Source organism: Actinoplanes sp. NPDC024001 (assembly GCF_040638955.1).
In the GTDB taxonomy this organism is placed as follows: domain Bacteria; phylum Actinomycetota; class Actinomycetes; order Mycobacteriales; family Micromonosporaceae; genus Actinoplanes.
Window position 1 is genome coordinate 1 of record NZ_JBEZZB010000153.1, and the last position, 24,802, is coordinate 24,802.

The following is a 24,802-nucleotide window of genomic DNA, read 5'->3' on the forward strand; positions in this document are numbered from 1 at the left end:
ATTCCTGCGCCTGGCGTGCGCTGTCATCTGCTACCGCCGCGCCGCCAAGCAGAACCTGTTGACCAGCAACCATCCCAAATGAGATGCGGTCTAAGGTGCCTAGCCATCTGCGAGAGTCGGGGGCTCCGTAAACCGGCAGACCGCTCGCGGACCCGGTTCTCGACACGACCAGGGATGCTGACCGCCAAGGCACGGTGCGGGAGCCGCGCCTTCCGTGGTGCAGCACGCACGGCAGTGCCCTGCAGGGCGGCAGAGCGCAGCAGTACCCACCCAGCCACCAAACTCGTACAGGACATATCGGACGCGTTCCGTCTCCCTGCCCGGGTGACACCACGACTTCCCCACCGGTGCCCGCCTATGCTGCAAGTGTCCAAGGAAGAGCTGCGTGGCGGAGACAATGCGGGAGCAGCGGCGCCAAGGCAACTTGCCGGCGGAACTATCGAGCTTCGTGGACCGGGTTGCCGAGCGGGCGGACTTGAAACGGTTACTGGCGGTGTCCCGGGTGGTCACCGTCACCGGCCCTGCCGGGGTGGGGAAGACCCGTACCGTGCTGCGCGTCGCGGCCGAGGTGCAGCGGGCATTCCCGGACGGTGCCTGGCTTGCCGACCTGTCCCCGCTTGCCCAGCCGGACCTGGTGGCCGAGACCGTCGCTCAGACGCTCGGTCTGCGCGACCAGTCCGCCCGGCCACGGGCGGAATCGCTGGTGGAGTATCTCGAGTCGCGTCGGCTGCTGCTGGTTCTGGACAATTGTGAGCACCTGGCCGACTCGTGTACACAGCTGGTCGCGGAGCTGCTGCGCGGGGCGCCGGCCCTGCGGGTGCTGGTTACCAGCCGACAATCGCTGGCGGTGCAGGGTGAGCAGGTGTTCCCGCTGCTGCCGCTGGCCGTGCCCGACCCTGAGCGGGTTGCGGCCGGGGACGGGGTGGACCGGGAGCCATCCCCGGCGATGGTCCTGTTCGCCGAGCGATCCAGGGCAGCCTCATCGAGCTTCGCGCTGACAGAGACGAACCAGGCCGCCGTGGCCCGGCTGTGCCGTGGACTGGACGGCATCCCGCTCGCCATCGAACTGGCTGCGGTGCGCGCTCGGGCATTGCCGGTGCAGCAGATCGCCGACCTACTCGAGGGCCGGTTCGCCGACCGGTTCGCACTGTTGACCGGCGGGATGACCGGCGGCCGGCACGAGTCGCTGCGTACCGCCGTCGACTGGAGCCACGATCTGTGTACCCGCACCGAAAGTCTGCTCTGGGCGCGGGCCTCGGTCTTTGCCGGCGATTTCGACCTGTCCGCCGCCCAGGACGTGTGCGCCGACGACGCGCTGCCCGCCTCCGAGATGCTGCGATCGGTGGCCGGCCTGGTCGACAAGTCGATCCTGCTCTGCGTCGAGCACCCGACGGGCGCCCGTTACCGCCTGCTGGACACGCTGCGTGAGTACGGCCTCGACATGCTGCGCAACACCGGGGACGAGCGGCGGCTGCGGCGCCGGCACCGGGACTTCTACCTGCGGCTGGCGCAGCGCTTCGACACCGACTGGTGCGGGCCCGACCAGGTCGTCTGGAAACAGCGGCTGGACCGGGAGCACACCAACCTCACGTCGGCCCTGGACTTCTGTCTCACCGATCCAGCTGAACACCAGGCGGGGCTCGAGCTGGCGGCAGCGCTGCTGTTCTTCTGGAACACCTGTGGACACGCGCGCGAAGGCCGGCATTACCTGGACCGGCTGCTCGCGGTGGAGTACCCGCCGAGCGAGGCGCTGACCAAGGCGCTGTGGAGCGCCGGCCTGCTGACGGCGATGCAAGGCGACGTGGAGGCCGCCGAGATGCGGCTCGGTCAACTCCGGTCGCATGCCGAGGCCCACGACGACACCGAGGCGGCCTTCTGGATCACGTACGTCACCGCCGTCTGCACCCTTTTCCGGGGTGACCCGGTACGCGCGCTGGCGTTGGCCGAGAAGGCGGCCGCTCTGCACCGCGACCGTGGCGACCCGGCGCCCGGCCCGCTCATGGCGCTCGGCACGCAATGCATCGCACTGGCGGTCACCGGTCAGTTCGACCGGCAGATCGCCGTCACCGAGCGGCTCACGGCGCTGTGCAGGCGGCATGGAGAGCTATGGATGGGCTCGTACGCCTCCTACATGCGCGCCCTGGCTGAGATCGACCGCGGCGACCTCGCCGCGGCGGTTCGCTGCTGCCGCGACGCACTTCGTTCGAAGCGGCAGCTGGAGGACAGTGTGGGCTGCGCGATGGCCGTCGACGTGCTCGCCAGGGCCGCCGCCATGCTCGGCGAGGCGGAACGGGCCGCCCGGCTGCTCGGCGTTGCGCACCGCCTCTGGCAGTCCGTCGGCCGGCCTCAATTCGGCTGGATCGACCTGATCGTGGCCCGAGGGCAGGTCGAGAAGCTGGCCCGGCAGACGGCCGGTGACACAAATTTCGACGAGGCGTACCTCGATGGCCTCAACCTGGACCCGGCGGCGGGTATCGGCTACGCGCTCGACGAGCCGTCGTTGCACCCGGCCGAGCTGCCTCCGCAGCGGGCCGGCTGGGCGCCGTTGACCCAACGTGAGCGCGAGGTGGCATTGCTGGTCGCCGACGGCCTGACCAACCAGCAGATCGCCGACCGGCTGATGATCGGCCGGCGCACCGCGAACACGCACGTCGAACACATCCTCACCAAACTCGATTTCGCCTCGCGCGCCCAGATCGCCGCCTGGGCCGCCGCCCGCCAGCGCGACGACGCCTAGCGGCATGGCGTACAGGTATTCCGACGGTGTGAATGGGTGTGGTTCACGCGACGGGACTGCTGAGCAAACAGGCCCTACAGCTCACATCGCTGCGCACACGCCAGGCCGGCTCTAGCTGCCGCCGGTAAGGTCCTGCTCCGTGCTCGATGACTTCGCGAAGGACTACCTGTATAGCCGAGCGGGAGACGCAGCGGTGGGTCGAAATGCAGGCGGAGGAGTTGGACATGCTGGAGAGCCTGGACGACGAGATGCCGGATCACTACACGTTTCATCCCGATCCCGGCGGACTGCTGCTGTGGGGCGCTTCCAACGAGGATGACATGTTCTTCTGGCGCAAGAGCAGCCCTGACCCGGACCAATGGCCCGCGGTCGTGTTCACCCGGAGCAGCGACTGGTGGGAGCACGAGGGCGGCGCCCTGTCGCTGGTTGCCGGCCTGATCGACGGCTCGGTCGAACACTGGGGCCTGCCGCCCCGGCCAGGACCGAACCCCACGGTGACGGCCTGACAGCCTTTCGCCCGGAGAAGTAAGGATGGCCGCAGGCGGCCATCCTTCTAGGCCTTGCCCTTCCCCTTGGCCTTGCTCTTGGCCTTCGCCTTGCCCTTGGCGTTCGACTTGCCCTTGCTCTTGGCCTTCGCTTTACCCTTGGCTTTCGCCTTGTCATTGCTCTTGGCCTTCGGCGCGGGCTGGGGATCAGCCGCGGCCGCGGCCTTTCTCGGTAACCCGCCGGCCGCGATTCGCTGGACGACCGGTGATGTGGCCGGCCTCGTGACCTCGGGCGCAGCCATCTCGGTCCGGCAGCCGTTCCCGATAGGCGCGAGTGACGGAGTCAGCGTGGTGTGGCCCCTATGCCGCGTCGATTCGACGGTGCAGGCGGCCTGCGGCCGCGACTCGGCGGTCGCGGGCGAAGGTACCCGAGACTCACTCCCCGCCCACGCCACCAAGCCCGCGGCGACCAGGGCCGTAGCGGTGCCGGCCGAGACCAGAGCCCGGCGGCCGCCGGGCAAGCGTGCCGTACCCGCCAACGCCACCGCCGCGATACGGCTCCGCCAACGTCGGGTGATCGTGATGGTTTCCGTCGATGCCGCCGCGGCCTGCAGAAGTGTGGCCGGCGGAAGACCAGCGATCTCGCCGAGGACCTCGGCGACCTCCGCGGCGGTGGGCCGATCACCCGGCGTCTTCGCCAGACACCGCGGGACCAGCCGGGCCGCTTCGAAAGGCAGCCCCGGCACCGCCGGTAGCGGCGCCGGTTCGGCGTAGTAGTGGGCCTTGAGCATCTGGGTGGTGGTGGACGCCTGCCACGGCATCCGCCCGGCCAGGCTGAGGTAGAGCAGCAATCCGAGGGCGTACACGTCGGTCGCCGGACGCACCGGGCCGCCGTCGATGCGTTCCGGTGCCAAGTATGCCGGGGTCCCCAGCAGCTGACCGTTACTTCCGTCCATCTCGCCCACCGCTGCCGAGATCCCGAAGTCGACCAGCTTCACCCCCGACGAGGTGACCATCACGTTGCCCGGTTTGACGTCACGGTGCACGACACCGTGTGCGTGTGCCGCGGCCAAGGCAGCCGCCACTTGGGCACAGATCAACACGGCCAGGCGCCACGGAATCCGGTTGCCGCTGAGCAGTTCGGCCATCGTGCGACCGTCGACGAGCTCCATCACCACATACGGCAGGACCCTGCCCTGATAGGTCGTCTCGCCGTAGTCGTAGACCTCGACGACCATGGGGTGCCGCAGGCTTGCCGCGGCACGCGCCTCGGCGTGGATCTGGTTCAGCACTTTCGGATCAGCTGCCAGCTGTGCCGAGAGAACCTTGACGGCCACTTCCCTACCCAGCACATGGTCATCGGCTCGCCACACCACGGACATACCGCCATGGCCAAGCCGCTCGCGAAACCGATACCGTCCGCCGATCAACAAGCCGCTCTCCACGACGGGTTCGATGCCCATGAACAGCATGCTCAAACGCATGCGGCAACTAGCACTGGCGTCGACCGCATGAGCCGTGTCCGAAACCAACCGGTGCGAGATGCCATTCGTGCCGGTCAAACGGCGGGGACTGTGCCAGGAGCGGTGTTTCCAGCCCGACACGCCGGGCTGAGGTCCGGCGGGATGGGCACCGTGGGTAATGACATCGAGCGTTGTGAGTCCATGGAAGAAGACCGACGGTGACGGGCGGCAGCTGTCGCCCGAGCAGGCCGCGGCGGCGGCGATGGTGGCCGAGGCCAAGGCCCGCGGGCTGGAACTGACCGGGACCGGCCGCGCCCGATGGACGATGCGCTGGAAGCCCGTGCTGAACGCCTTCGCCATCACCTTCGGTGACCGCTGGCCGGCCGCCGAAACCTACCAACCGAAGCTGGAAACACCGATCTTGGGTACGGACCCGAGGACTCCGTGGAGTCGGTCGTGCCGGCGGATGCGGAGCTGTGCGAGGGATCAGGCTACGGTTGCTTCCGCCGACGTGGCGGGACTGGTGGATTCCGGGCGGCCACGGCGGGTGGCGTAGGAGCGTCGCATCTTTGACGTAGTTGCCGTAGCCGGCCATGGAGCACCACCGGCGTGCCTGGTTGCGTGGCGCCGGCGTGTACGGACGGTGACAGCGGCTCGGCGAGTGGCGCGCGTTGTATCGTTCGGGTCCGTTTTCGTGGCCGCGCGTATGGTTGTGGGGATCTGCCGTATCCGGTGGTGCTCGGTGGGATGCCAGGAGTTGTTGGTGCTGGGTCCGAAATCGGGCGGTCGTTCCGGGGCAGGGTCGGAGGTTCTCCTGATGGTGAACCGTGGTGTGTGCGTGTCCGGTCGGCCGTGATCGATGTGGATGATTCCGGTCAACGGTTGCGGGTGGAGCAGCTGGTGGCGGCGCACGGCCCGGATGTGGAGAGTCTGTGTCGCGCTTGTCTGCCCGGCCTTTCGGGGATCGGTGGGGTGGGTGTGACGGTGATGACGCCGGATACACAGCAGGTGCGGTTCGCCAGCGACGTGGTCAGTGCCCGGGTTGAGCAGTTGCAGTTTCTGTTCGGTGAAGGGCCGTGCCGGGACGCGTATGCGCGGGCGGGTCCGGTTCTGGCCGAGGATCTGCGGGCGCCGGTGTGGCAGCAGCATTGGCCGGCGTTCGCTCCGGCGGCGGTGCAGGCCGGGGCGCGGGCGGTGTTCGCGATTCCGCTGCGGGTGGGTGCGGTGGGTATGGGGGTGATGGATCTGTACCGCAGCGCCGCGGGTGGTTTGGCTGACCGGACGCTGGCGGACGCGTTGATCGTCGCAGCTGCGGTGACCGAGCTGCTGCTCGCCGAGGCAGCGGCGCTCGGCGATGACGAGTATCCGCCGCTCGATAAAGGCCCTGGTGAGCACCTGCTGCAGCGGGCGGCCGTGCACCAGGCCACCGGGATGATCAGTGTACAGCTCGGAGTTGCGGTCGAGGACGCGCTGCTGCGGCTGCGGGCGTACGCGTTCGCCGCCGGCCGGGAACTCGACGAGGCGGCTGCCGACGTCGTGGCCCGGCGGCTGCGGTTCAACGACCTGGACGACGGCGGGAACGGGACAGGTGGATTCGGTGAGCGCGACTGACGATCAGACGATCATGGACTTCCTGGTGGAGTTGTCCGACACGATGGTGGCCGACCTCGACGTGGACGGCCTGCTGCACTGGGTGGCCGAACGGTGCGTCGAACTGTTGAACGTGCAGACAGCGGGGATCATGGTGGCCGATGAGCGCGGCGAGCTGCGGCTGGTGGCGGCGGCACCGGAGTACACCCCTCGGGTGCGGCTGTTCGAGGTCGCGTCCGCACCGTGCCGGTGGTGCTTCGCCACTGGGGAGGCGACGATCGACGCTGACCTGGGTCGCCCGGACCAGCGGTGGCAGGACTTCGCCGAGCAGGCCCACGGCGCCGGGTTTTCCTCGGTCGCGGCGGTACCGATGCGAGTCCGCGGTGACGTGGTCGGCGTGTTGAGTGTGTTGCGGCACCGGGCCGGCGCCTTCACCAGCGAAGAATTGCGTCTGACCCGTGCGCTGGCGAACATGGCGACCATCGGGCTGCTGATGCGGCGCGACGCCGAGTACCGCAACGTGCTGGCGGCCCACTCCCAGCAGCTGCTGACCGGGCGGGTAGCGGTCGAACGGGCCAGGGGCATCCTCGCCGAACTGCTCGACATCGACGTCGACAAGGCATTGGAAGAGCTACGCCGGCACGCGGTACGCACCGGGCGCAGCCTGGCTGCGACCGCCGTCGAGGTGGTGGACAGCCTGCCCAGGGAGGGGCTGTTGAACGGCTCCTCGACAATGCTGCTGGTACATCGCATCACCATGGAGTCATCGCCGCTGCCCCGCATGCAGTTCCGCCAGCGGTTGATCATGTCTGGTTTGTCCGGCATGGCCGTCGACAGCTTCCTGCTCGCCGTCCATGAGGCGGCCGCGAACGCGCAGGAGCACGGCGGCGGTGGCCGGCTGTGGCTGTGGCGCCACGGCGGCAGCCTGTGGTGCGAGATCAGCGACGACGGTCCCGGCATGCCCCCCGGCTTCGAAATCCGCACCGATGCGCCGCGCACCGGCAGCATCGAGCATGCGGGCCTGTGGCTGATCCGCCGCATCTGCCCCGATCTGCAACTCAGCAGTACTCCGCACGGAACCCGGCTGTTGCTGCGCCAGCGACTGCCCGGTCATCGCGCGGGCTCGGCATCGCCCGCCGATTCAGAGGCCGGGGGTGGATAGCCGAACAGCGGCGCCGTCTCGGTGAACAGCAGCAGCAGGTGAACGGCCTCCGAGGCCGCCACCACACGCATCTGCCGGCCGCCGGCAATGATTTGTCGCCGCAGATCGAGCAGCAGCCTCAGCCCAGCGAGGTCGCAGAACCGCAGCCCGGACAGATCCCACTGCAGCACGGCAGCCGCCTCACCGAGCGGCGCCGCCAGCCGCCTGGCTGCCGCAGCGTCCAGCGGCAACGCCAGCTCCCCCGTTACCGAAACCGACACCACACCTTCGGTGGCGGGGCCCACCGTCACCTGCACGGCCGTATCAACCTTCGACTCCCTATCCACGATCACCCGCAACGCCGCCCCGGACAGAGACTCCCTCAAGCTGGCCGCCCACTCCCGCAGCATCCGGTAGGCCTGCGCGGCGTCGCAGCCGGCAAGCGCCATCAACACACCGACCGCCCGCTGAATCGTGACCCTCAGCCGTAACGCCTGCCCGAGTCCGGCGAGGAACTGACGGGTACCGGCGTCGCCGTCCGACTCCAAGCCACCGGCCGGCACTCCCTCCACAGCGAAGACCTCACGGACCCCCGCCGTCAACGCAGCCAACGCCGCGCCGTCACGGCCGTAAAGATTCAGCACCCCCACCGGAGTCCCGCCACCGGCGAACAACGGCACCGACACCGACGCCCGCAACCCCAACTCGGTGGCCTGCCGGTAGAAGCCCGGCCACAACATCGTCGCCGCGACGTCCGGCACCCCGACCGGCGCGGCCGTCTGCTCCGCCTGCACACACGGCCCCGCAGCCTCGGCGTGCTGAGCATCATCCACGGCACGCGCCAGATCACTACTGGCCGCCACCGTGGTATAGCCGGCACCCCGCCACGCCGTGATCGACGCGTAATCCACTCCCGAGAGCACCTCGGCCGACACCACCGCGATCCTGGCCAGCAACGCATCGACCACAACGTCATCGTCATCGGGAACCTGCGCCAGGGACACCAGATCGTCCGCCAACACCTCCCACGGCGCACGACCCGACGAGTCCGACGATCCGCGACCGTTCACCTCCACGGCTCGCCTGCCATCAAGCGCATACCCCAAAAGTACGACGCTTGCCACCACGTGTGACAGCCCAACGCTCACCCCGGCGGGTAAAGAAATCAGCTCAGACAACCGTCCAGAGCGATCATGGTGGCCCGGGCGACCACCGGAAGGGGGCACTACCAGTAAGAACATGCCGATGGCCTCGGCCGGGCTGAAGCGCGGGTTGGCATACGCGGGCAGTAACTCCGGCCCGCAGGCCTGCTCCCCAAGGACTCCCCATAGTTGGCAGCCCAAAATCAACGGCAAACGCTGGTCAAAGTCAGTCAACTGGCTATCGGTGCTGCGCAATCTCCGAGCGCGTTATCAGCCGACCGCTCGTCCTGGTGCTCCTGGAGGACTGTCTCGAATGCGGCGACGCCCGTGAGCGATCTTCCCCTCGTAATAAGAGCAATCCGGGGTCGCGGAGCAGACGGGAGGAAGCCCTGCAGATGCCGGCCGTGCACGGGCTGACGTTTTGGGGACATCCGATTCAGGTCGCACGGGTTTCGCGTAAGTGAGCCCTCAACCCGCAGGGTTGACCCTGACGCAGCGTCAACCCTGCACGCTGGACACGCTGCCGAACGGAACGGAGGCGCCGTGACCAGCACGACCTCGGCCTCGAGATGGACCGGCATGGTGCCGGTCGACGACACGGCGCTGGCCGTCACCGATTCCGGTGGCTCCGGGACGCCGGTGATCTACCTCAACGGCCAGTTCGCGACCCAGGGCTACTGGCGGCGGGTCATCGCCGAACTCGGGCCGGGCTGGCGGCACATCACCTACGACGAGCGGGCCCGCGGGCGTAAGTCCCGGCGTTCGGCGGACTACTCGTTCGAGGCCGCCGTCCGTGATGTCGATGCCGTCCTCGATGCTCGGGGTGTCGACCGCGCGCTGGTGGTCGGGTGGTCGTACGGCGCCTTCGTCGCCGCGCACTGGGCGAGCCGCCATCCGGACCGGACGATCGGCGCTGTCCTGGTCGACGGGGCTCAGCCGCACGACTGGCTCACCGACGAGATGGAGCAAGGGATCCGTACGGTCTTCCGCCGCCTGAAATGGCTGATGGTGCCACTACGCGTCACGGGCCTCACGCCGCGAATGACCGCCTCGGAGATGGCCGCATGCAACATCGAGGTCGGCAAGCTCGCGCGGGCACGCGAACTCGGTCCGGTGCTGGACCGGATCACTGTCCCGACCCGGTATGTCCTGGCCTCCGGAACGTCGTTCGGCAGCAAGGGGGACGAACAGGAGAAGATCCGCGCCAGCGTGCCCGCGGTGGCCGACCGCAACCCCCACATCACGATTCACGCCAAGGTCGCGAGCAATCACGGCGCGATCCTGCGCAAGGACTTCCGCGCGATCGCCGCAGCCGTCCGCGGCGTCGCCGGCTTAGGCAGTCTGGAGCCCATGCTCACCATCGGCCAACTGGCCTCCTACGCCGGGGTGACGGTGCGAACAGTGCGGCACTATCACCAGATCGGCCTGCTCGCCGAGCCCGAACGCGACCCGTCCGGCTACCGCAGCTACGACGCCGCCGCCGTCGTACGGTTGATCCGGATCCGCGTGCTGGCGGATGCGGGCGTGCCCCTCGCCCGCGTGCAGGAACTCCTCGTCGCCGGCCCCGACGAGTTCGCCCGGGCGATCGAGGAGATCGACAAGGCCTTGAGCGCCGACATCCGTCGCCTCCAGAGCCACCGCAAGCGGATCGCCAAGCTCGCCGCCGGCGATCACCTGGCCCTCCCCCCGATCGTCCTGGACTACCTGGACCGGCTGCGCGGGCTCGGCGTCGGCGAGGCCTACATCGAGCTCGAGCGAGACGTCTGGATCCTGCTCGCCGCGCAGGCCCCGAGCAGCATCGACGCCGTGGTCGCCGAGAAGAACCGCCTGCTGGACGAGGACCCGGACATGACGCGGCTCTATCGCCTCGTCGGCTCCGCACCGGACTGGCCGCCGGACGATCCGCGCGTCGTCGAGCTCGCCGACCTCGTCGAGCACCTCCGCATCCGCGCCATCCAGAGCGGTCAGGTGGAGGTCGGCGACGCCGATCGGGCGGACCCGCTAACGGCCCTGTTGGACGCGGCCATGACCGAGTCCGCCCCGGTCGCCCGACAGCTGCTGGCGATCCTCGAGCAACGCGGGTGGCGCGGCTGGACGCGGCTCGAACGAGTCCCCGAGGGACGGATCCCCCGCGATCGCTGAGGCCTCACCCTCGCGAAGAGTCAGGTGTGGAAGCAAGCGGTGATGGAGAAGACCGGGTCCCAGCCGACCCCCGTCTTCTGCTGGGCGTAGGCGCCCGGCATCCACCACGGTTCCCCGCTGGTGAACTCCAGGAGGGGCTGGGTGCCGCGCGTCTGGTTGTTGATCCACGAGCCGTGGCCGGTCCACGGGATGTACCTCTCGACCCAGCACTCCTCCTCGAGGATCCAGTCGCCGCTGAACCCCTCCTTGCTGTACGCGCAGAAGTAGTAGTAGGGGCACGCGGGTGCCCGCTGCGTCGACCCGGGCACGGTCAGGTGCAGTTTCGCGCCCTTGAGCTGGATCACGTCGGGCGCGACCTGGGTGGCCGGTTCACCGAGCAGGGCCAGGTACCGGTCGGCCTTCGCCTGCAACGCGTCGGCCTGCGCCGCGGTGAGCCCGGCCGTCCGCGAACGAGCGGTGAAGTCGGGACGGTTGGGCACGCCGGTCCGCACGTCGGCGTCCGGATCGAACTTGCGCGGCGCCTCGACGTCGCCCGCGACCGCGTACGCCGAGGGGTGAGCCGGCGTGGCGGCGGCCGGATGCGCCGCCAGCAGCGTGGCGGCCAGCACGGCCGCCACCGCGCCGATGATCTTGCGTTTCGTCATCACGTTCCCCGTTTCGCGACAGCGACAGTTTCGACGCCCAGCGCACACGGCCTCCGCGTTGTTCACCAGCCCCCGCGAGTGGTGAACAACCGCAGGCCGAACGTGTCGCGTTCGGAGGCGGTGAGGGCCCTGGTGCTGAGGGCGCCCGCTCGTTTGCGGACCTCGGTGATCGGTCCGCAGATCCCGCAGTCCCAGATCCGTACGGTGCCGTCGCCGTGCGCCGTGACGAGCCGGCCGTCGGCCAGGAACGCGACCTGTTCGGTCGAGGCGCCGTGGCCGCGTACGGTGACCAGCTCCCGGCCGGTGCCGGCCTGCCAGAGGCGTACGCCGTCGCCGTCCTGGCCGCTGGTGGCGAGAAGCCGGCCGTCCGGGCTGAAGCCGACACTCCAGACGACGTCGCGGTGACCGTGCAGGGCGAGCGGCGGCCCCTGGCCGTCGCTGGGCCGGATCCGCACGGCGCCGTCCTGACCGGTGACGGCCAGCCGCCCGCCGTCCGGGCTGAACGCGACGGCCCAGACCTGACGGCCCGACGGCTGATCCTGGATCACCGTGGGCGTCCCCGTACCGTCGGCACGCCAGACGCGGACCGTGCCGTCAGCGCCCGCGCTGGCCACGCGCTGCCCGTCCGGGCCGAAGGCGACGGTACGCACGCCGTCCTCGTGCCCGCGCAGCACCAGCGGCGCGCCGCCGGTCAGTGCCCAGACGCGTACGGTGCCGTCCTTGGCCCCGCTCACCACGCGCTGCCCGTCGGGGCTGAAGGCGACGCCGAACACCGGTTTCGTGTGTCCGCGCAGGACCGCCTTCGCCGCGCCCGTTCGTGCGTCCCAGACCCGTACGGTTTGATCCCGCCCACCGCTGGCCACCCACCGGCCGTCCGCGCTGACCGCGACCGCGAGGACCTCGTCCTGATTGCCCCCGAGCAGCACCGGGGCGGCGCGCCACGGGTGCTGCCAGAGGCGCACCGCGGCGTCGGCGCCGCCGCTGGCCAGCAACCGGCCGTCGGCGCTCGCGGCGATGGTCCATACCTCGCCGCGATGGCCGTGCAGCACGAGCGGGTTCCCGGCGACGCCGGGATCCCAGAACCGGAGCGTGCCGTCCGTGCTCGCGCTGGCCAGGCGCTGCCCGTCGGGGCTGAACGCGACGCTCCACACCGCTCCGTCGTGCCCGCGCAGCACCACCGGGTCCTGCTCGCCGGTGGTGCTCCACACCCGGATGGTGTTGCTGCCGCTGTGGCTGCTGGCCACCCGGCGGCCGTCGGGGCTGAACGCCACGGACTCGACGTAGGAGTCGTTGCCCCGCAGGATCACCGGTTCTGCCCGGCCCGAGGTCGGCCAGAGGCGCACCGTGCCGTCGGAGCCCGCGCTGGCCAGGTGGCGCCCGTCCGGGCTGAACGTCACGTCCTTGACCGTCCATTCATGGCCGGCGAGCAGCGTCGGCGTACCCCGGCCGGTGGCGTCCCAGATGCGGATCGGGCCCATGCCGCTGACGGCGAGGCGCCGTCCGTCCGGGCTGAAGGCGACGCTCAGCGGTGGGCCCTCGACCGGCAGGACCACCGGGGGCCGGCGGCCCGCGGCGTCCCAGATCCGGACGGTGCCGTCGTCGGCGGCGCTCGCCAGCCGCTGCCCGTCGGGACTGAACGTCACGGAGCTGACCTTGGCGCTGTGCCCGCGCAGCACCACCGGGTTGCCGCCGTCCACCTCCCACACGGTGACCCCGTTGCTGAAGTCGGCGACGGCGAGACGGCGGCTGTCCGGGCTGAACACCGGGCTCTGCGTGGCCGTGGCGGCCACCTGCAGGGTTCGCGGGGCGGGTGACACCGTGTCCGGCCCGGTGCGCTGCCACAGCCGGACGGTGCCGTCGTCGCCGGTGCTGGCCAGCAGCCGGCCGTTCGGGCTGTACGCCACGCCGAGCGCCTGGCCGTGGCCGGCGTGCAGCGTCGCCCGGACCCGGGAGTCGGCGACGGTCTGGCGCAGGACCGCCTGCGCCTGTTCGGTGGGCTGGGTGTCGTAGGCCTGGACGGCGAGCAGGAGGGCGACCTCCTGGTCGACCGGCAGCTGGGCGCGGGCGTTGGCCACCAGCTGGTTGGAGCGGGCGAGGTCGCGCTGTTGGTTCGCCCGGTACGCCTGTACGCCGGCGATGACGGCCAGCACGCTCATCACCACGACGCCTGCCGTCAACCCGGTCAGCGCGAGCCGTACGCGGCGGCGCCGGGCGCTCGCCTCGTGGGCCTGCCGTTCGCGGCTGGCGATCAGGAACGCGCGTTCCAGGGCGTTGAGGTCCTGCATGCTGCGCCCGTCCCACGCGGCCAGTGGCGCGCCGCGGTAGAGCGCGCCGCTGTCGTGCTCGTGTGAGCGCCACGTGAGACTGGCCTCGGTGAGCCGGCGGTGCAGGTGCAGCTCGTCGCGGCCGGCGTGCAGCCAGTCGTCCAGCCGGGGCCAGGCCCTGATCAGCGCCTCGTGGGCGATCTCGGCGGTGTCCGCGCCGAGGACCAGCAGCCGGGCGTCGGCCAGTTTGGTGAGCACCGCACCGGCTCCCGGCCGGTCCAGTTCGTCGCGCCGCACCCGGCGGCGGGTGTCGGGCACCCCCTCCCCCAGGGTCACCAGCCGGGTCAGCACCTGCCGGACGGTGTCCCGGTCGGGCGGGTCCAGGCTCTGGTAGACCGACTCCGCGGTCTGGGCGATCGCGCTGCTCATGCCGCCCGCGGCCTCGTATCCGGCCACGGTGAGGATGTCGCCGCGGCGGTGCCGCCACGTCTCCAGCAGCGCGTGCGAGAGCAGCGGCAAGGCGCCCGGTTGTCCGTCGGCCTCCGCCAGGATCTTGGTCACCAACGCCCGCTCGACCGTCAGTCCGGCGCGCCGGGCCGGTTCGGTGACCACTTCGCTCAGCTCCTCCGGGGACAGCGGGCCCACCGGGACGTTGGCGCCGGCGAGCAGCCGGGCCAGTGGCGCCGACTCCGCGCAGCGCGCGTAGAAGTCGGCGCGGACCCCGATCATGATCCGGATTCGCGGTTCGGCGCCCTCGGCGGCCTCCGTCAGCCCGGCGAGGAAGGCGGCCCGTTCGGCCGGGTCCCGGCAGAGTGTGAACACCTCCTCGAACTGGTCCACGACCAGCAGCACCGCGGCGCCGGCCGGAGCCCGCTGCAGCGCCTCCCGCCAGGCCGTGCGCGGTTCGGCTCCCGGCGTGAGCAGCGCGGCGTGGCCGCAGCGCCGCCACGCCGGGATCAGGCCGGCCCGCAGCAGCGAGGACTTGCCGCTGCCGGACGCGCCGAACACCGCGACGAAACGATGGTCGTCGAGCATCTGCTCCAGCCGCTCCAGGATCTGCCGACGGCCGAAGAAGCGGTCCGCGTCGTCCACGCCGAAGCCGATCAGGCCCAGATAGGGCGGCTTCTCGCCCGCTGCCGAAGGCTCCCGCCGTACGCCGTTGCCCTGCGAGGCCGCCCACTCGGCTGATGCCTGCCGCCACCGCCGTTCCCAGACGGAGGGGTCGCCGCCGCATGCCCGGACGAACGCCAGCGTCACCGGCAGGCTCGGCAGGCTCCGGCCGCCGGCGGCATTGGCCAGCGCCGCGACCGAGTAGCCGGCCCCGGCCGCGAGCTCCCGATACCCGGGATTGCCCGCCCGCCTGCGCAGGTCACGAAGCTCCGCGGCCAGCATCTGCACCGGGCCGGCGGTGGGATCCAGCGGACGTTCCGGGCGCGGCATCAGACACACCTCCATCCACGCGGGTCGATGCCTTTGCCAGTCAGCATCGCGCGCGGCGCGGCGCGGGTCCCGGTGCAGTCGGATTGCCGCCAGCACGGTTGTTTAGTGCGTCCGCACCCCTACTGAACAACGGCGCGGCCTGCTGCGATGAGGGCGCCTCAACCGTGGGGCACCGACCTGCAACTCGATCACGGGGGAAGCGATGGCTGTTCGATGGCGCTGGCACATATTCACCCGGCTCGGCACGGGGCGAGCCGGGAAGCTCGGGACGGTGACGGCGGCCGCCGTCGCCGCCGTCCTGCTCCTGACGGTCACTGATCAGGTCGTGCTGCCACCCGGCGCGGCAGCGGCGAAACCCGCCTGCGTGGCGGGGCAACCGGACCCGCTGGCCGCCGGGATGGCGGCAAGGGCGTGCGGCGGCCGGGTGGAGGTGCTCTCCCAGCGGACCGAGACCACTCAGGTGTGGGCGCGCCCGGAGGGCGGCTTCAGCACCGAGATCTACGCCGGCCCGGTCCGCTTCAAGAAGGGCGGCACCTGGCGGACGGTGGACCTGACGCTGCGGCCGGCTGCCGGCGGCGCGATCGAGCCGGTCGGGCATCCCCGCGGCCTGCGCTTCTCCGGCGCCGCGACCGGCCCGGGCGAGCGGGTGCTCGCCCGGGTGGAGACCGGCAAGGATGCGATCAGCATGCTGTGGACCGGCCCGCTGCCCGCTCCGAGGCTCGCCGCCAACACGGCGACCTACCCGGAGGTCCGGCCCGGCGTCGATCTGCTGCTGACGGCGACCCGGCTCGGCTTCGAGCAGTCGCTCGTGGTCAAGGACGCGACGGCGGCCGACCGGGTGGCGACCATGACCGTGCCGCTGCGCTCCGAGAACCTGCGGTTCGTCGCCGACGGCCGGGACTCGTTCGCGATCCGCGACGCCTCCGGGGCCGCGGTCGGCCGGGTCCCGACGCCGATCATGTGGGACTCCTCGGTCGGCGCGGCCGGCGAGCGGACCCGGGAGAAGGCTCTCACCGTGCAGAGCAGGCCGCGCGGATCCGCGACGTTCACGGCGGCACCGGCCAAGGGCAGGGACGCGGCGGGCGGCACCGGCGCGCTCGACCTGCGGCTCGCCGCCGACCGGGCCTGGCTGCGGGACCCGAACACCAAGTACCCGGTCACGCTGGACCCGCAGGTCCAGCTGGGCGCGACCTCCGACACCATCGTCCGCAACGACCAGCTCTCCACCAGCGGCAAGCCCGACCACTCCGGCGCCGACTACCTCGCGTACGGCAAGGCGACAAGCTACCTCGCACGCTCCTTCATGCAGTGGCCCGCGGCGCAGTTCGCCGGGATGCGGATCACCGGCGCCACACTGAACCTGTGGAACTGGTACTCGGGCAGCTGCGCGCAGACCGGCTGGCTGGTCTGGAGCACCACGCCCTACACCAACCCCATCTGGTGGGACACCGCACCGAAACTGCTGAGCAACGACGGCTACTCCACCCAGACGGCCGGCTTCAGCTCGGCGTGCAATGACGCGTGGGTGAGCGCCAGCGTGGTGCCGCTGTTCCAGCGGGCGGCCAACACCAGCGCGCCGACCGTTCATATGGGGCTGACGTCGTACAACGAGTCCGACCCGCGCCTGAGCTGGAAGCAGGTCCGGTCGCTGCAGGCGCCGAACACGTCGCAGGTTCCCTTCGTACGGATCGACTACGAGAACCCGCGCTACGAGTACGGCGTGAACTATCCGTACGGCCTGGGTGCCGTCGACTTCGCCTACTCCTCGCCCGACGGCATGTGGAAGAACCTCGACGGCATGCGGTACGGGCCCAACTACTACAACCAGTTCCTCATCCCGGAGGAGGTGGTGAGGTACGAGCCCGTGCCGCACGAGTACAACCGGGAGTCGCTGCAAGATCTGGCGGGAACGCCCGAGTCGCGGTACACGGCCCTGGACAAGAACTACCACCTGCTGTACGACTTCGACCGGGACAAGGTTCTCGACCTGGCTCCCACCGGGTTCGCCTTCCACGAGCACGAGGGCAAGGGCGTGAACGGGGAGGAGCCCGTCCCGGACCAGCGGCCGTTCCACCAGTTCTGGTTCGACGACAACTGGCTGTCCCAATACATGGCCAAGGCCTACGGCCGGACCCCGCCCACCGGCCTGAGCGACCACGGCTCTCCCGGCCATGTCCGCTGGCGGATCATCTCCGGCGACACCAACTGGACGCCCCACGACCAGGTGCCCAGCACCGGCAAGGACGACCTGGACCGGCTCGCGCTCGACGGTCTCTACTACCTGGCCGCGGGACCGCAGTCGACCGCCCTGACGAAATGGGACGCGATCAGGGCCAGAACCGGGTTCTCCTTCAACACCACCACCCGGCTGTACAACTATCCGAGGCTGGAGACCCTCAGGAAAAGCTCGGACCCGGACAAGAACGACCCGGCCGAGAACTACCACATCGGGCTGGCCAAGCTGCTCATCGACCAGATCCTCGTCCACCACACCGGGCTGACCCCCGTTCAGCGAGGTGACCTGATGCTGCACTCGGTCTCGCTCCGGGCGCTGATCATCAAGAAGCAGCAGCGCAAGACCGGCACCGGGCAACTTCTCGGGTGGACGTCGAGCGCGGACCTGAGCGCGGAACCCCACTCGCTGATGAACACCGAGTCGCTCGCGGTGAACGCGCTGGCCCTCGGTGCGGGAGCCAAGCAGGTCTACAGCGCCGGCCAGGCACCCCTGCAGACCCCTGCCGCGGGCAACTACAACCGGACAAGCACGGGCCTGCTCCAAGCCGTCCCGGGCACCAGCACCCCGGGCCACATCACCTTCGGACCGAACCGCACGTTCGCTCCCGGCTCGTACAACGTGGAGTTCGTGATGCGCTCGAACAACCCGGCCGCCGGCACGGAGGTGGCCAACATCGAGGTCTATGACGCCCAGACCGGCACCTCGGTCACCCAACCCCAGATCCTGACCGCCGGCAGCTTCGCCGTCGACGGCACCTACGACCGGTTCATCCGGTTCACCGTCCCGTTCACGGTCACCTCGGCCGGCAACAGCCTGGAGTTCCGGGTCTGGTGGTACGGCGGCAGCCCGCTGGACATCGCCGAGATCCGGGTCCGATGACCGCGACAACCTGAGAGCCGGCCCCGGTCCTGGCGGACCGGGGCCGCTCACCCTTGCTGAGGACGGTTGTCCACGATGCGGCGAGCCTTGCCGATCGACCGCTCCAGGGCGGCCGGCGGCACGACCTCCACCCGCACGGAGACACCGACGTTGTTCTTGATGAGCTCGCTGAGCGTACGGGTGACGGCGTCCCGCTCCGGGTCAGCCATCCGCTCGGAGCGGGACTCCACCCGCACGGTCATCTCGTCGAGGCGGCCGGGCCGCTCCAGGACGCACTGATAGTGGGGCGCCAGCGCGGGTACGCGCAGGATCAGCTCCTCGATCTGGGTCGGGAAGACGTTGACTCCGCGCAGGATCATCATGTCGTCGCTGCGGCCGGTGACCTTCTCCATCCGGCGCATGGTGCGCGCGGTGCCCGGCAGCAGCCGGGTCAGGTCGCGGGTGCGGTACCGGACGACCGGCATCGCCTCCTTGGTGAGCGTGGTGAACACCAGCTCACCGGTCTCGCCGTCGGGCAGCGGGTTCCCCAGCGACGGGTCGATGATCTCCGGATAGAAGTGGTCCTCCCAGATGTGCAGGCCGTCCTTGGTCTCGACGCATTCCTGGCTGACGCCGGGGCCCATCACCTCGGACAGGCCGTAGATGTCGACGGCGTGCATGTCGAACCGGTTCTCCACCTCGCGGCGCATGTCCTCGGTCCACGGTTCGGCGCCGAAGAGGCCGACCTTGAGGCTGGTGCCTCTCGGGTCGATGCCTTGCCGTTCGAACTCGTCGAGGATGGTCAGCAGGTAGGACGGCGTGACCATGATGATGTCCGGCTCGAAGTCGACGATCAGGCGTACCTGTCGTTCGGTCATGCCGCCGGAGACCGGGATGACCGCGCAGCCCAGCCGCTCGGCGCCGTAGTGCGCGCCGAGGCCGCCGGTGAACAGGCCGTATCCGTAGGCCACGTGCACCCGGTGGCCGGGACGCCCGCCGGCCGCGCGGATGGACCGGGCCATCACATCGGCCCACGTGTCCAGATCATTCTTGGTGTAGCCGACGACGGTGGGCCGGCCGGTGGTGCCGCTGGAGGCGTGGATCCGGGCGATCCGCTCCCGCGGCACGGCGAACATGCCGAACGGATAGTTCTCCCGCAGGTCCTGCTTCGTCGTGCAGGGGAACCGGGCCAGGTCGTCGAGCGAACGGCAGTCGTCCGGGTGCACGCCTGCCGCGTCGAACCTGCGCCGGTAGAAGGGCACGTTCTCGTACGCGTGCCGCAGCGTCCACTGCAGCCGCTGGAGTTGCAGACCCCGCAACTCATCGACGGAGGCGGTCTCGATCGGGTCCAGGTCTTCGGCGCGGGGTGCCAAGTCGAGCATGCCCAGTCCTTTCCGTTGGCCGTTCCACATTGTGGACGCTCGTCGCGCGATCGTGACAAGAGCGCGGGAACTGCCGGGAAAGGTAGAGCCGGCGTCAGGCTGCCGGAACGGAGAACGGGTGACGCAGGCGGCGCATCGTCACCTCGCCGCAGTCGCGCGCCTGAGGAGCCGGCATCGTGTCCTCGGCGGTGGGCGGCGCAAGAAAGGGTGGGGCGCTCGGCGTCCCGGGGCGCGGGGCGCCGTCGGCAGCGGCCGCGCCAGGGTCATCGGGAGTGTAAGCGGTGAACGTGGTCAATCCGTGCCTTCCGGGACGGGATGTCACGCGGCCTGCGGGCCACGCAGACGAATGAGATGGGTACGCCGGACGGCGGCCCGCTGAACCAGTCGGACCGCCGTGGCGAAAGCGTGGATCAGAGCGGGCGGATGTTCTCCGCTTGCGGGCCCTTCTGGCCCTGGGTGATGTCGAACTCCACCCGCTGGTTCTCCTCGAGGCTGCGGAAGCCGCTCGCCGAGATCGCCGAGTAGTGGGCGAAGACGTCGGCGCCGCCGCCGTCCTGGCTGATGAAACCGAAGCCCTTGTCGGCGTTGAACCACTTCACGGTGCCGGTAGCCATGTCTGCTCCTTAGCAGGCTGTTCGAGACCGCAGGGTACGGTCTCTGACGCCGCCGCGTTGATCACCCGCGCCGAACCGACACGAAAAACGAAAAAACGCCTGCACGGGTTTAGATAACCCATCAGGCGCCAAAAACGTCTACGGAAATCAAAACTGCAACGGGGCAACCCTAGCACACAATTCGCCGATCAACGTCGAACCCCGCGCCGGCAGGAACCACGCCGCCGCGGGCGAGCGGCGTATGGTGGGTGAACCGGTTGGTCAACATCGCTGACGAGCCGGCGCCCACCGGGCGTGCTGCGCGGATTCAGGCAGATGAATGCCGCGTGGGTGACCGAGCAACGCCGACATCACCAGGAGTGCGCCCTCAGTGCCGAACCCGCCCATGATCACCGCGTCCACGGTGCGCGAACCCACCAAGACCCTTCGCGAGAAAAGCGCAGACAGTTTTCAAGCGGCACTCGCTGCGGTATTGACCGCCGGCCTCGAGGACGCCCTCCAAGCGGGTGATCATCCGAAAGCGGTCGCTCTCATCAACCGCGGTTTCGCCGAAGGAAATCCGCAGCTCGGCTGCGATCTGCTCTGCCGGGCCATCGCGGTCGTCGGGGCGGCCCGGACCTGGACCGTGCAACTCGCGCCCCTCAGCCGGATACATCAGCGATCGGCCCCGCCGAGCGAGCAAGCCGAGGAGCTTAGCGCTCGGGTTCCGTGAGCTGGGGTCGCCGCTGAGCATCCGTCTCGTGGCGGCCGGCGCGGCCGAAGGCGTAGGTCACCTCCGCGATGAGGACGTCATCCTCGTTGGTGTTCAGGAGATCCGCCAGGGTGCTGGTGTACTCGTCGCGGAAGGTTGCCACTTGCGCGGCACTGAGCGCGGCGATCGCGTCGTGGTAAGCACCGTGGACGTGGGCCTGCCAGGCGTACTCGAGGTCGGTGCGGGAGAACCGGATGGTCTCGGTGACCACCTCGGTGGGGATGAACCCGGCGTCGTGAAGTTGCTGCCGGCAACGCGACGGCGTGCCCAGCGGTGTGGCGGGATCAGTGAGGGCCAGACCGTAGTGGCGGGCGTGTTCGCGGAACAGTCGGGCCGCGGCCGGGAAGCCCTCCCGAATGGTGGAGAACGCGACGAGGGCGCCGGGCTTCAATAGTCGCCGCCACTCGCGGAGGGCGGTTCGGATGGGCAGATAGAGCAGCCCGGCGGAGCAGAGAACAAGGTCGAACGAGCCGGTGTCCAGGTCCGGCAGAGCGGCGGCATCAGACTTGATCAGGTCGATGTTCGCCAGCCCCAGAGACGTCACCGATTGCCGTGCCCGGTCGAGCATGCCCTCGGCGATGTCCACGCCGAGCACGTGTGCGGTGGGACCCGCGGCTCGCGCGGCGGCGATCGCCGCCAAGCCGGTTCCGGTCGCGGCGTCCAGGATGCGCATGCCGGCAGTGGGGGCGGCCAGTTCGACGAGCCGTTCGGCGTATCGGACGTGCCAGGAGTTGTGGTCGTAGGTGGTGGCCCGCTGGTTGAAGGCGGACTCGATCGTCTCCCGTGAAACGGCCATGTCAGAACGTCACCTTTCGATCGCTCGGACACTATCGGGCCTCTCCCCCACCAAGCGACGTGGTTTCCCGCGCCAGAGGCAGGACATCGGAGTAACGGCCGCCGGGCGTACCCCGGCGGCCGTTCCGAGAATCTGCTGCCCGCCGCTGTCAGAACGGGTAGAAGGTCTGGTTGCCGGGCCGGTAGACGCCGATGTCGTCGGTGCCGTTGCCGTTCCAGTCACCGACGATGGGCACGTCGCGAGGGTTGCCGAACCTGATCGGGTTGTACCCGGTGAGGTAGAAGGTCTGGTTGCCGGGCCGGTAGACACCGACGTCGGCGATGCCGTTGCCGTTCCAGTCGCCGATCAGCGGCACATCGCCCGGGTTGCCGAAGGTGATCGGCGGGTAGCCGGCGCGGTAGAAGGTCTGGTTGCCCGGCCGGTAGACGCCGATCTCGTCGATGCCGTCACCGTTCCAGTCACCGACGATGGGCCGGTCGCCGGGGTTGCCGAACATGACGGGATCCTTGTACTGCACGTAGAACGTCTGGTTGCCGGGCCGGTACACCCCGAGGTGGCTCAGCGGGCGGTTGTGGAAGTTGCCCACCAGAGGCACGTCGCCGGGGTTGCCGTAGACGAGCGGGCTGTAGCCCTCGGAGAAGTAGAAGGTCTGGTTGCTGGGCCGGTAGACGCCGATGTCGTCGCCGCCCAAGCTCCATTGGCCGATGATCGGGACGTCGCCGGGATTGCCGTACATGACGGGGCCGTTCAGGTCGGCGCTGGCCGGGGACGCCGGCCAGAGCAGGGCCGCGGCCAGTGCGGTGGCGATGGCGGCGGCGAGAAGCCGTGGGCTGCGCATTCTGCATCTCCTTCGTCGTTGACGCCGGTTTCGGGCTTGTGTCCCGAGTGTCGGGCCCTGGTTCGCGGCGTCCGCGAACTCCGGACGAATTCGGACGCGGCTCGCGCACGTCGCGAGTGAGTTTGCTCCGCTGTCTTGACTGTGTTCCCAGGACACGGTCTGCACTGGTGCGTGCCGGCGAAACAGGCCGGACCGACGATCATTCAGTGGAGGCAGGGCCGACGTGGAGAAGACGTCCTCCAGTCCCGTTATCGAAGTGGACCGTTTGAACATCTCGTACGGCGATTTCCATGCCGTCAAGGATCTGAGCTTCCAGGTCGAGCGAGGTGAGCTGTACGCCTTGCTCGGCACCAACGGGGCGGGCAAGACCTCGACGTTGGAGGCGGTCGAGGGCCATCGGACAGTGTCGTCGGGCACCGTGCGGGTCTTCGGCAGGAGGCCGACGGACCGGCGGGCGGTGCGGCCACGGATGGGGATCATGCTGCAGGAGAGCGGATTCTCCGCCGACCTCACCGTCGCGGAGTCCGTCCGGCTGGTCGGCCGGCTCTCCGGCCGCTCGGACTCGGTCGACCGGGTCCTCGGCACGGTCGATCTGCACAGCAAGGCCGACGTCCGGGTGGGGCAGCTCTCCGGCGGCGAGAAGCGGCGGCTCGACTTCGCCACCGCCGTCTACGGACGCCCCGAGCTCATCTTCCTCGACGAGCCCACCACGGGGCTGGACATCCAGTCGCGCGATGCCCTGTGGAAGGCCGTGGCGGAGCTGCGCGGCAACGGTTCCACCGTCATCCTGACGACGCACTACCTGGAGGAGGCGCAGCAGTACGCCGACCGGATCGGGCTCATGCATCAGGGGGCTTTCCGTCACCAGGGAACGGTGTCCGAGCTGACCCGGACGTTGCCCGCATCGATCCAGTTCTCGCTCTCCCCCACCGCTCCGGCCCCGCCGATCGGCGTCCCGGCGGCGGACGGCCGGGCGTACGCGATCGAGACGTTCCGGTTGCAGTCCGACCTCAAGGCACTGCTCGACTGGGCGGCCGCGCACGATGTCGAGCTGCAGGATCTCTCCGCCGCGCCGACCCGGCTCGACGACGTCTTCCGAGCGATCCAGACCGATCCGGCCCTCGCCCCGACCCGATAAAGGCGGCGTCATGCTTCCCATCGCGTACAGCGAATTCGCGCAGATCTCCCGCAACCGTGCCGTGCTGATCTCCACCCTCATGCCCCTGGCGGTCAGCGCCTTCTTCATCTACCGCCGCGACCAGTTCACCGCGATCGGCAGCACTGGTTATGTCGCAGCGGCTCTCGTGTTCACGATCGGCGCGTTCAGTCTTTACACCACCGCGGTCACCACCCTGGCCGCCCGCCGGCAGGATCTGTTCCTCAAGCGGCTGCGCTCCACCACGGCCGGCGACGCGACGATCCTGGCCGGCCTGACCCTGCCGGTCAGTGCGGTGGCCCTGTTCCAGGTGCTGGTGGTGCTCGGCGTGTTCGCCGCGGTGGTCGGCGGCCCCGCCGACGCAGCACTGCTGGTCGCGGGGATCCTGTCGGCCTTCTTGATGATGCTGGCCCTGGCGATGGCCACCGCCGGCCTGACCGGCTCGCCCGAGCAGGCTCAGGTGACCACGCTGCCGGTCAGCCTGGGAACCATCGGCATCGCGACCTGGGTGGGCATCACCGGTACGGAGGACCTGACCCTGCTGAAGCGGTTGCTGCCCGGCGGGTCGGCCGCCGAGTTGATCGTGACTTCCTGGAACGGCGGCGTGCCGCTCGCGGAGTCGCTGCCGCTGCTGCTTCCGGCGCTGGGCTGGGTGGTCGTGGCGATCGTGCTCGCTCTGCGGCTGTTCCGGTGGGAACCCCGCCGGTGACGTCACCGAGGACCGTTCCGGCCATGAACAGCGAAAGGAACTGCCGCCGGTCGCGGTGGCGCAGCGGCGGCAGTACACGCGGCGACGGCCGGAAGCCCGGTCCGGGGGAACTGCTCCTACGTTCTCAGGCGGCTGCCGTGCCTTGAACGTCGTGCAGTTCCCCGACCATCCCGTGCAGCCGCTGATCCGGCACGTGAAGACGCAGAAGCGGAAACTCGTCCAGTTCCTCGCGGGTCAGGTGCTCGAGAACGGATCGGTGCAGCGCAGCGAATCTGCGGTCGAAACTCGGGTGCCGGCTGCCGAGGGCGTCCAACGTATCGAGGGCTAGGTGTACTGACCACGGACGTTGGTGACGGGGAGATCTTGAAATAGGCGAGGGCCTTCGGGTTCGGTGTGGATTGCGACGTCCTACCC

At 69.7% G+C, this 24,802-nt stretch carries 18 protein-coding genes and 1 pseudogene; 11 read left to right on the top strand and 8 right to left on the bottom strand.

Annotation, left to right across the window (positions count from 1 at the left end):
* Nucleotides 1–385: 385 nt before the first annotated feature.
* Together AB0F81_RS39880 and AB0F81_RS39885 are read left to right on the top strand one after the other, a co-directional pair.
* On the top strand, nt 386–2,737 hold the full coding sequence (locus tag AB0F81_RS39880; protein ID WP_360206701.1) for a LuxR C-terminal-related transcriptional regulator: 2,352 nt from the start codon (nt 386–388) through the stop codon (nt 2,735–2,737).
* A gap of 203 nt (nt 2,738–2,940) precedes the next feature.
* A complete protein-coding gene (locus tag AB0F81_RS39885; RefSeq protein ID WP_360206704.1) occupies nt 2,941–3,243 on the top strand; it encodes a hypothetical protein in 303 nt (100 codons plus the stop codon).
* A gap of 47 nt (nt 3,244–3,290) precedes the next feature.
* On the opposite strand, the gene AB0F81_RS39890 is transcribed toward AB0F81_RS39885, so the two are convergent.
* Nucleotides 3,291–4,706: a protein kinase gene (locus tag AB0F81_RS39890; RefSeq protein ID WP_360206749.1), complete on the bottom strand. Its 1,416-nt coding sequence runs from the start codon at nt 4,704–4,706 to the stop codon at nt 3,291–3,293.
* An 879-nt stretch (nt 4,707–5,585) separates the two neighbouring features.
* On the opposite strand from AB0F81_RS39890, the gene AB0F81_RS39895 reads away from it, so the two are divergent.
* Both AB0F81_RS39895 and AB0F81_RS39900 read left to right on the top strand, forming a co-directional pair.
* Nucleotides 5,586–6,296 (top strand): GAF and ANTAR domain-containing protein, encoded by a 711-nt coding sequence (locus tag AB0F81_RS39895; protein WP_360206707.1) that lies wholly within the window; start codon nt 5,586–5,588, stop codon nt 6,294–6,296.
* A complete protein-coding gene (locus tag AB0F81_RS39900; protein WP_360206710.1) occupies nt 6,283–7,437 on the top strand; it encodes a GAF domain-containing protein in 1,155 nt (384 codons plus the stop codon). The genes AB0F81_RS39895 and AB0F81_RS39900 overlap by 14 nt, the downstream gene beginning before the upstream one ends.
* On the opposite strand, the gene AB0F81_RS39905 is transcribed toward AB0F81_RS39900, so the two are convergent.
* The gene (locus AB0F81_RS39905) at nt 7,386–8,813 is read right to left on the bottom strand and encodes a GAF and ANTAR domain-containing protein (RefSeq protein ID WP_360206713.1); all 1,428 of its coding nucleotides are present in this window, start codon (nt 8,811–8,813) and stop codon (nt 7,386–7,388) included. The two genes, AB0F81_RS39900 and AB0F81_RS39905, sit on opposite strands and share 52 nt — an antisense overlap.
* A 324-nt stretch (nt 8,814–9,137) precedes the next feature.
* Between AB0F81_RS39905 and AB0F81_RS39910 the strand changes: the two are divergent.
* Together AB0F81_RS39910 and AB0F81_RS39915 are read left to right on the top strand one after the other, a co-directional pair.
* Nucleotides 9,138–9,773 (top strand): annotated as a pseudogene (locus tag AB0F81_RS39910) (alpha/beta fold hydrolase); the annotation flags it as partial.
* Nucleotides 9,774–9,908: 135 nt separating this feature from the next.
* A complete protein-coding gene (locus AB0F81_RS39915) occupies nt 9,909–10,700 on the top strand; it encodes a MerR family transcriptional regulator (RefSeq protein ID WP_360206752.1) in 792 nt (263 codons plus the stop codon).
* 20 nt (nt 10,701–10,720) lie between these two features.
* Here AB0F81_RS39915 and AB0F81_RS39920 read toward each other — a convergent pair whose 3' ends face one another.
* Entirely contained in the window at nt 10,721–11,344 is a 624-nt protein-coding gene (locus AB0F81_RS39920) for a hypothetical protein (RefSeq protein WP_360206716.1), read from the bottom strand.
* 62 nt (nt 11,345–11,406) lie between these two features.
* Nucleotides 11,407–15,048 carry a helix-turn-helix domain-containing protein gene (locus AB0F81_RS39925; RefSeq protein ID WP_360206719.1) on the bottom strand — a complete coding sequence of 1,214 codons (3,642 nt, stop codon included), beginning with the start codon at nt 15,046–15,048 and terminating at the stop codon, nt 11,407–11,409.
* A 202-nt stretch (nt 15,049–15,250) separates the two neighbouring features.
* On the opposite strand from AB0F81_RS39925, the gene AB0F81_RS39930 reads away from it, so the two are divergent.
* Nucleotides 15,251–18,163, top strand: a complete 2,913-nt coding sequence (locus AB0F81_RS39930; RefSeq protein ID WP_360206722.1) for a DNRLRE domain-containing protein — start codon at nt 15,251–15,253, stop codon at nt 18,161–18,163.
* A 47-nt stretch (nt 18,164–18,210) separates the two neighbouring features.
* On the opposite strand, the gene paaK is transcribed toward AB0F81_RS39930, so the two are convergent.
* Nucleotides 18,211–19,524, bottom strand: coding sequence for a phenylacetate--CoA ligase PaaK (gene paaK / locus AB0F81_RS39935; protein WP_360206725.1), 1,314 nt, complete (start codon nt 19,522–19,524; stop codon nt 18,211–18,213).
* Between the two features lie 410 nt (nt 19,525–19,934).
* A complete protein-coding gene (locus AB0F81_RS39940) occupies nt 19,935–20,138 on the bottom strand; it encodes a cold-shock protein (protein WP_360206728.1) in 204 nt (67 codons plus the stop codon).
* A 385-nt stretch (nt 20,139–20,523) separates the two neighbouring features.
* On the opposite strand from AB0F81_RS39940, the gene AB0F81_RS39945 reads away from it, so the two are divergent.
* Nucleotides 20,524–20,850, top strand: coding sequence for a hypothetical protein (locus AB0F81_RS39945; RefSeq protein ID WP_360206731.1), 327 nt, complete (start codon nt 20,524–20,526; stop codon nt 20,848–20,850).
* Here the strand turns inward: AB0F81_RS39945 and AB0F81_RS39950 are convergent.
* The gene (locus tag AB0F81_RS39950) at nt 20,831–21,685 is read right to left on the bottom strand and encodes a methyltransferase domain-containing protein (RefSeq protein ID WP_360206734.1); all 855 of its coding nucleotides are present in this window, start codon (nt 21,683–21,685) and stop codon (nt 20,831–20,833) included. The genes AB0F81_RS39945 and AB0F81_RS39950 overlap by 20 nt on opposite strands.
* A gap of 148 nt (nt 21,686–21,833) precedes the next feature.
* Nucleotides 21,834–22,523, bottom strand: coding sequence for a hypothetical protein (locus AB0F81_RS39955; protein ID WP_360206737.1), 690 nt, complete (start codon nt 22,521–22,523; stop codon nt 21,834–21,836).
* A gap of 256 nt (nt 22,524–22,779) precedes the next feature.
* Here AB0F81_RS39955 and AB0F81_RS39960 point away from each other — a divergent pair, with 256 nt between their 5' ends.
* The 3 genes from AB0F81_RS39960 to AB0F81_RS39970 all read left to right on the top strand — a co-directional run bounded on the left by AB0F81_RS39960 (nt 22,780) and on the right by AB0F81_RS39970 (nt 24,716).
* Nucleotides 22,780–23,661, top strand: a complete 882-nt coding sequence (locus AB0F81_RS39960) for an ABC transporter ATP-binding protein (RefSeq protein WP_360206740.1) — start codon at nt 22,780–22,782, stop codon at nt 23,659–23,661.
* A gap of 10 nt (nt 23,662–23,671) precedes the next feature.
* On the top strand, nt 23,672–24,388 hold the full coding sequence (locus tag AB0F81_RS39965) for an ABC transporter permease (RefSeq protein WP_360206743.1): 717 nt from the start codon (nt 23,672–23,674) through the stop codon (nt 24,386–24,388).
* 142 nt (nt 24,389–24,530) lie between these two features.
* Nucleotides 24,531–24,716, top strand: coding sequence for a hypothetical protein (locus AB0F81_RS39970; protein WP_360206746.1), 186 nt, complete (start codon nt 24,531–24,533; stop codon nt 24,714–24,716).
* Nucleotides 24,717–24,802 lie beyond the last annotated feature (86 nt).

Bases quoted from the DNA above. Each gene is read 5' to 3' on its own strand.
- AB0F81_RS39885 (WP_360206704.1), top strand. From the start codon at position 2,941: ATGCAGGCGGAGGAGTTGGACATGCTGGAGAGCCTGGACGACGAGATG.
- AB0F81_RS39890 (WP_360206749.1), bottom strand. From the start codon at position 4,706: ATGCGTTTGAGCATGCTGTTCATGGGCATCGAACCCGTCGTGGAGAGC.
- AB0F81_RS39915 (WP_360206752.1), top strand. From the start codon at position 9,909: ATGCTCACCATCGGCCAACTGGCCTCCTACGCCGGGGTGACGGTGCGA.
- AB0F81_RS39920 (WP_360206716.1), bottom strand. From the start codon at position 11,344: ATGACGAAACGCAAGATCATCGGCGCGGTGGCGGCCGTGCTGGCCGCC.
- AB0F81_RS39925 (WP_360206719.1), bottom strand. From the start codon at position 15,048: ATGCCGCGCCCGGAACGTCCGCTGGATCCCACCGCCGGCCCGGTGCAG.
- AB0F81_RS39930 (WP_360206722.1), top strand. From the start codon at position 15,251: ATGGCTGTTCGATGGCGCTGGCACATATTCACCCGGCTCGGCACGGGG.
- paaK (WP_360206725.1), bottom strand. From the start codon at position 19,524: ATGCTCGACTTGGCACCCCGCGCCGAAGACCTGGACCCGATCGAGACC.
- AB0F81_RS39940 (WP_360206728.1), bottom strand. From the start codon at position 20,138: ATGGCTACCGGCACCGTGAAGTGGTTCAACGCCGACAAGGGCTTCGGT.
- AB0F81_RS39945 (WP_360206731.1), top strand. From the start codon at position 20,524: ATGATCACCGCGTCCACGGTGCGCGAACCCACCAAGACCCTTCGCGAG.
- AB0F81_RS39950 (WP_360206734.1), bottom strand. From the start codon at position 21,685: ATGGCCGTTTCACGGGAGACGATCGAGTCCGCCTTCAACCAGCGGGCC.
- AB0F81_RS39955 (WP_360206737.1), bottom strand. From the start codon at position 22,523: ATGCGCAGCCCACGGCTTCTCGCCGCCGCCATCGCCACCGCACTGGCC.
- AB0F81_RS39965 (WP_360206743.1), top strand. From the start codon at position 23,672: ATGCTTCCCATCGCGTACAGCGAATTCGCGCAGATCTCCCGCAACCGT.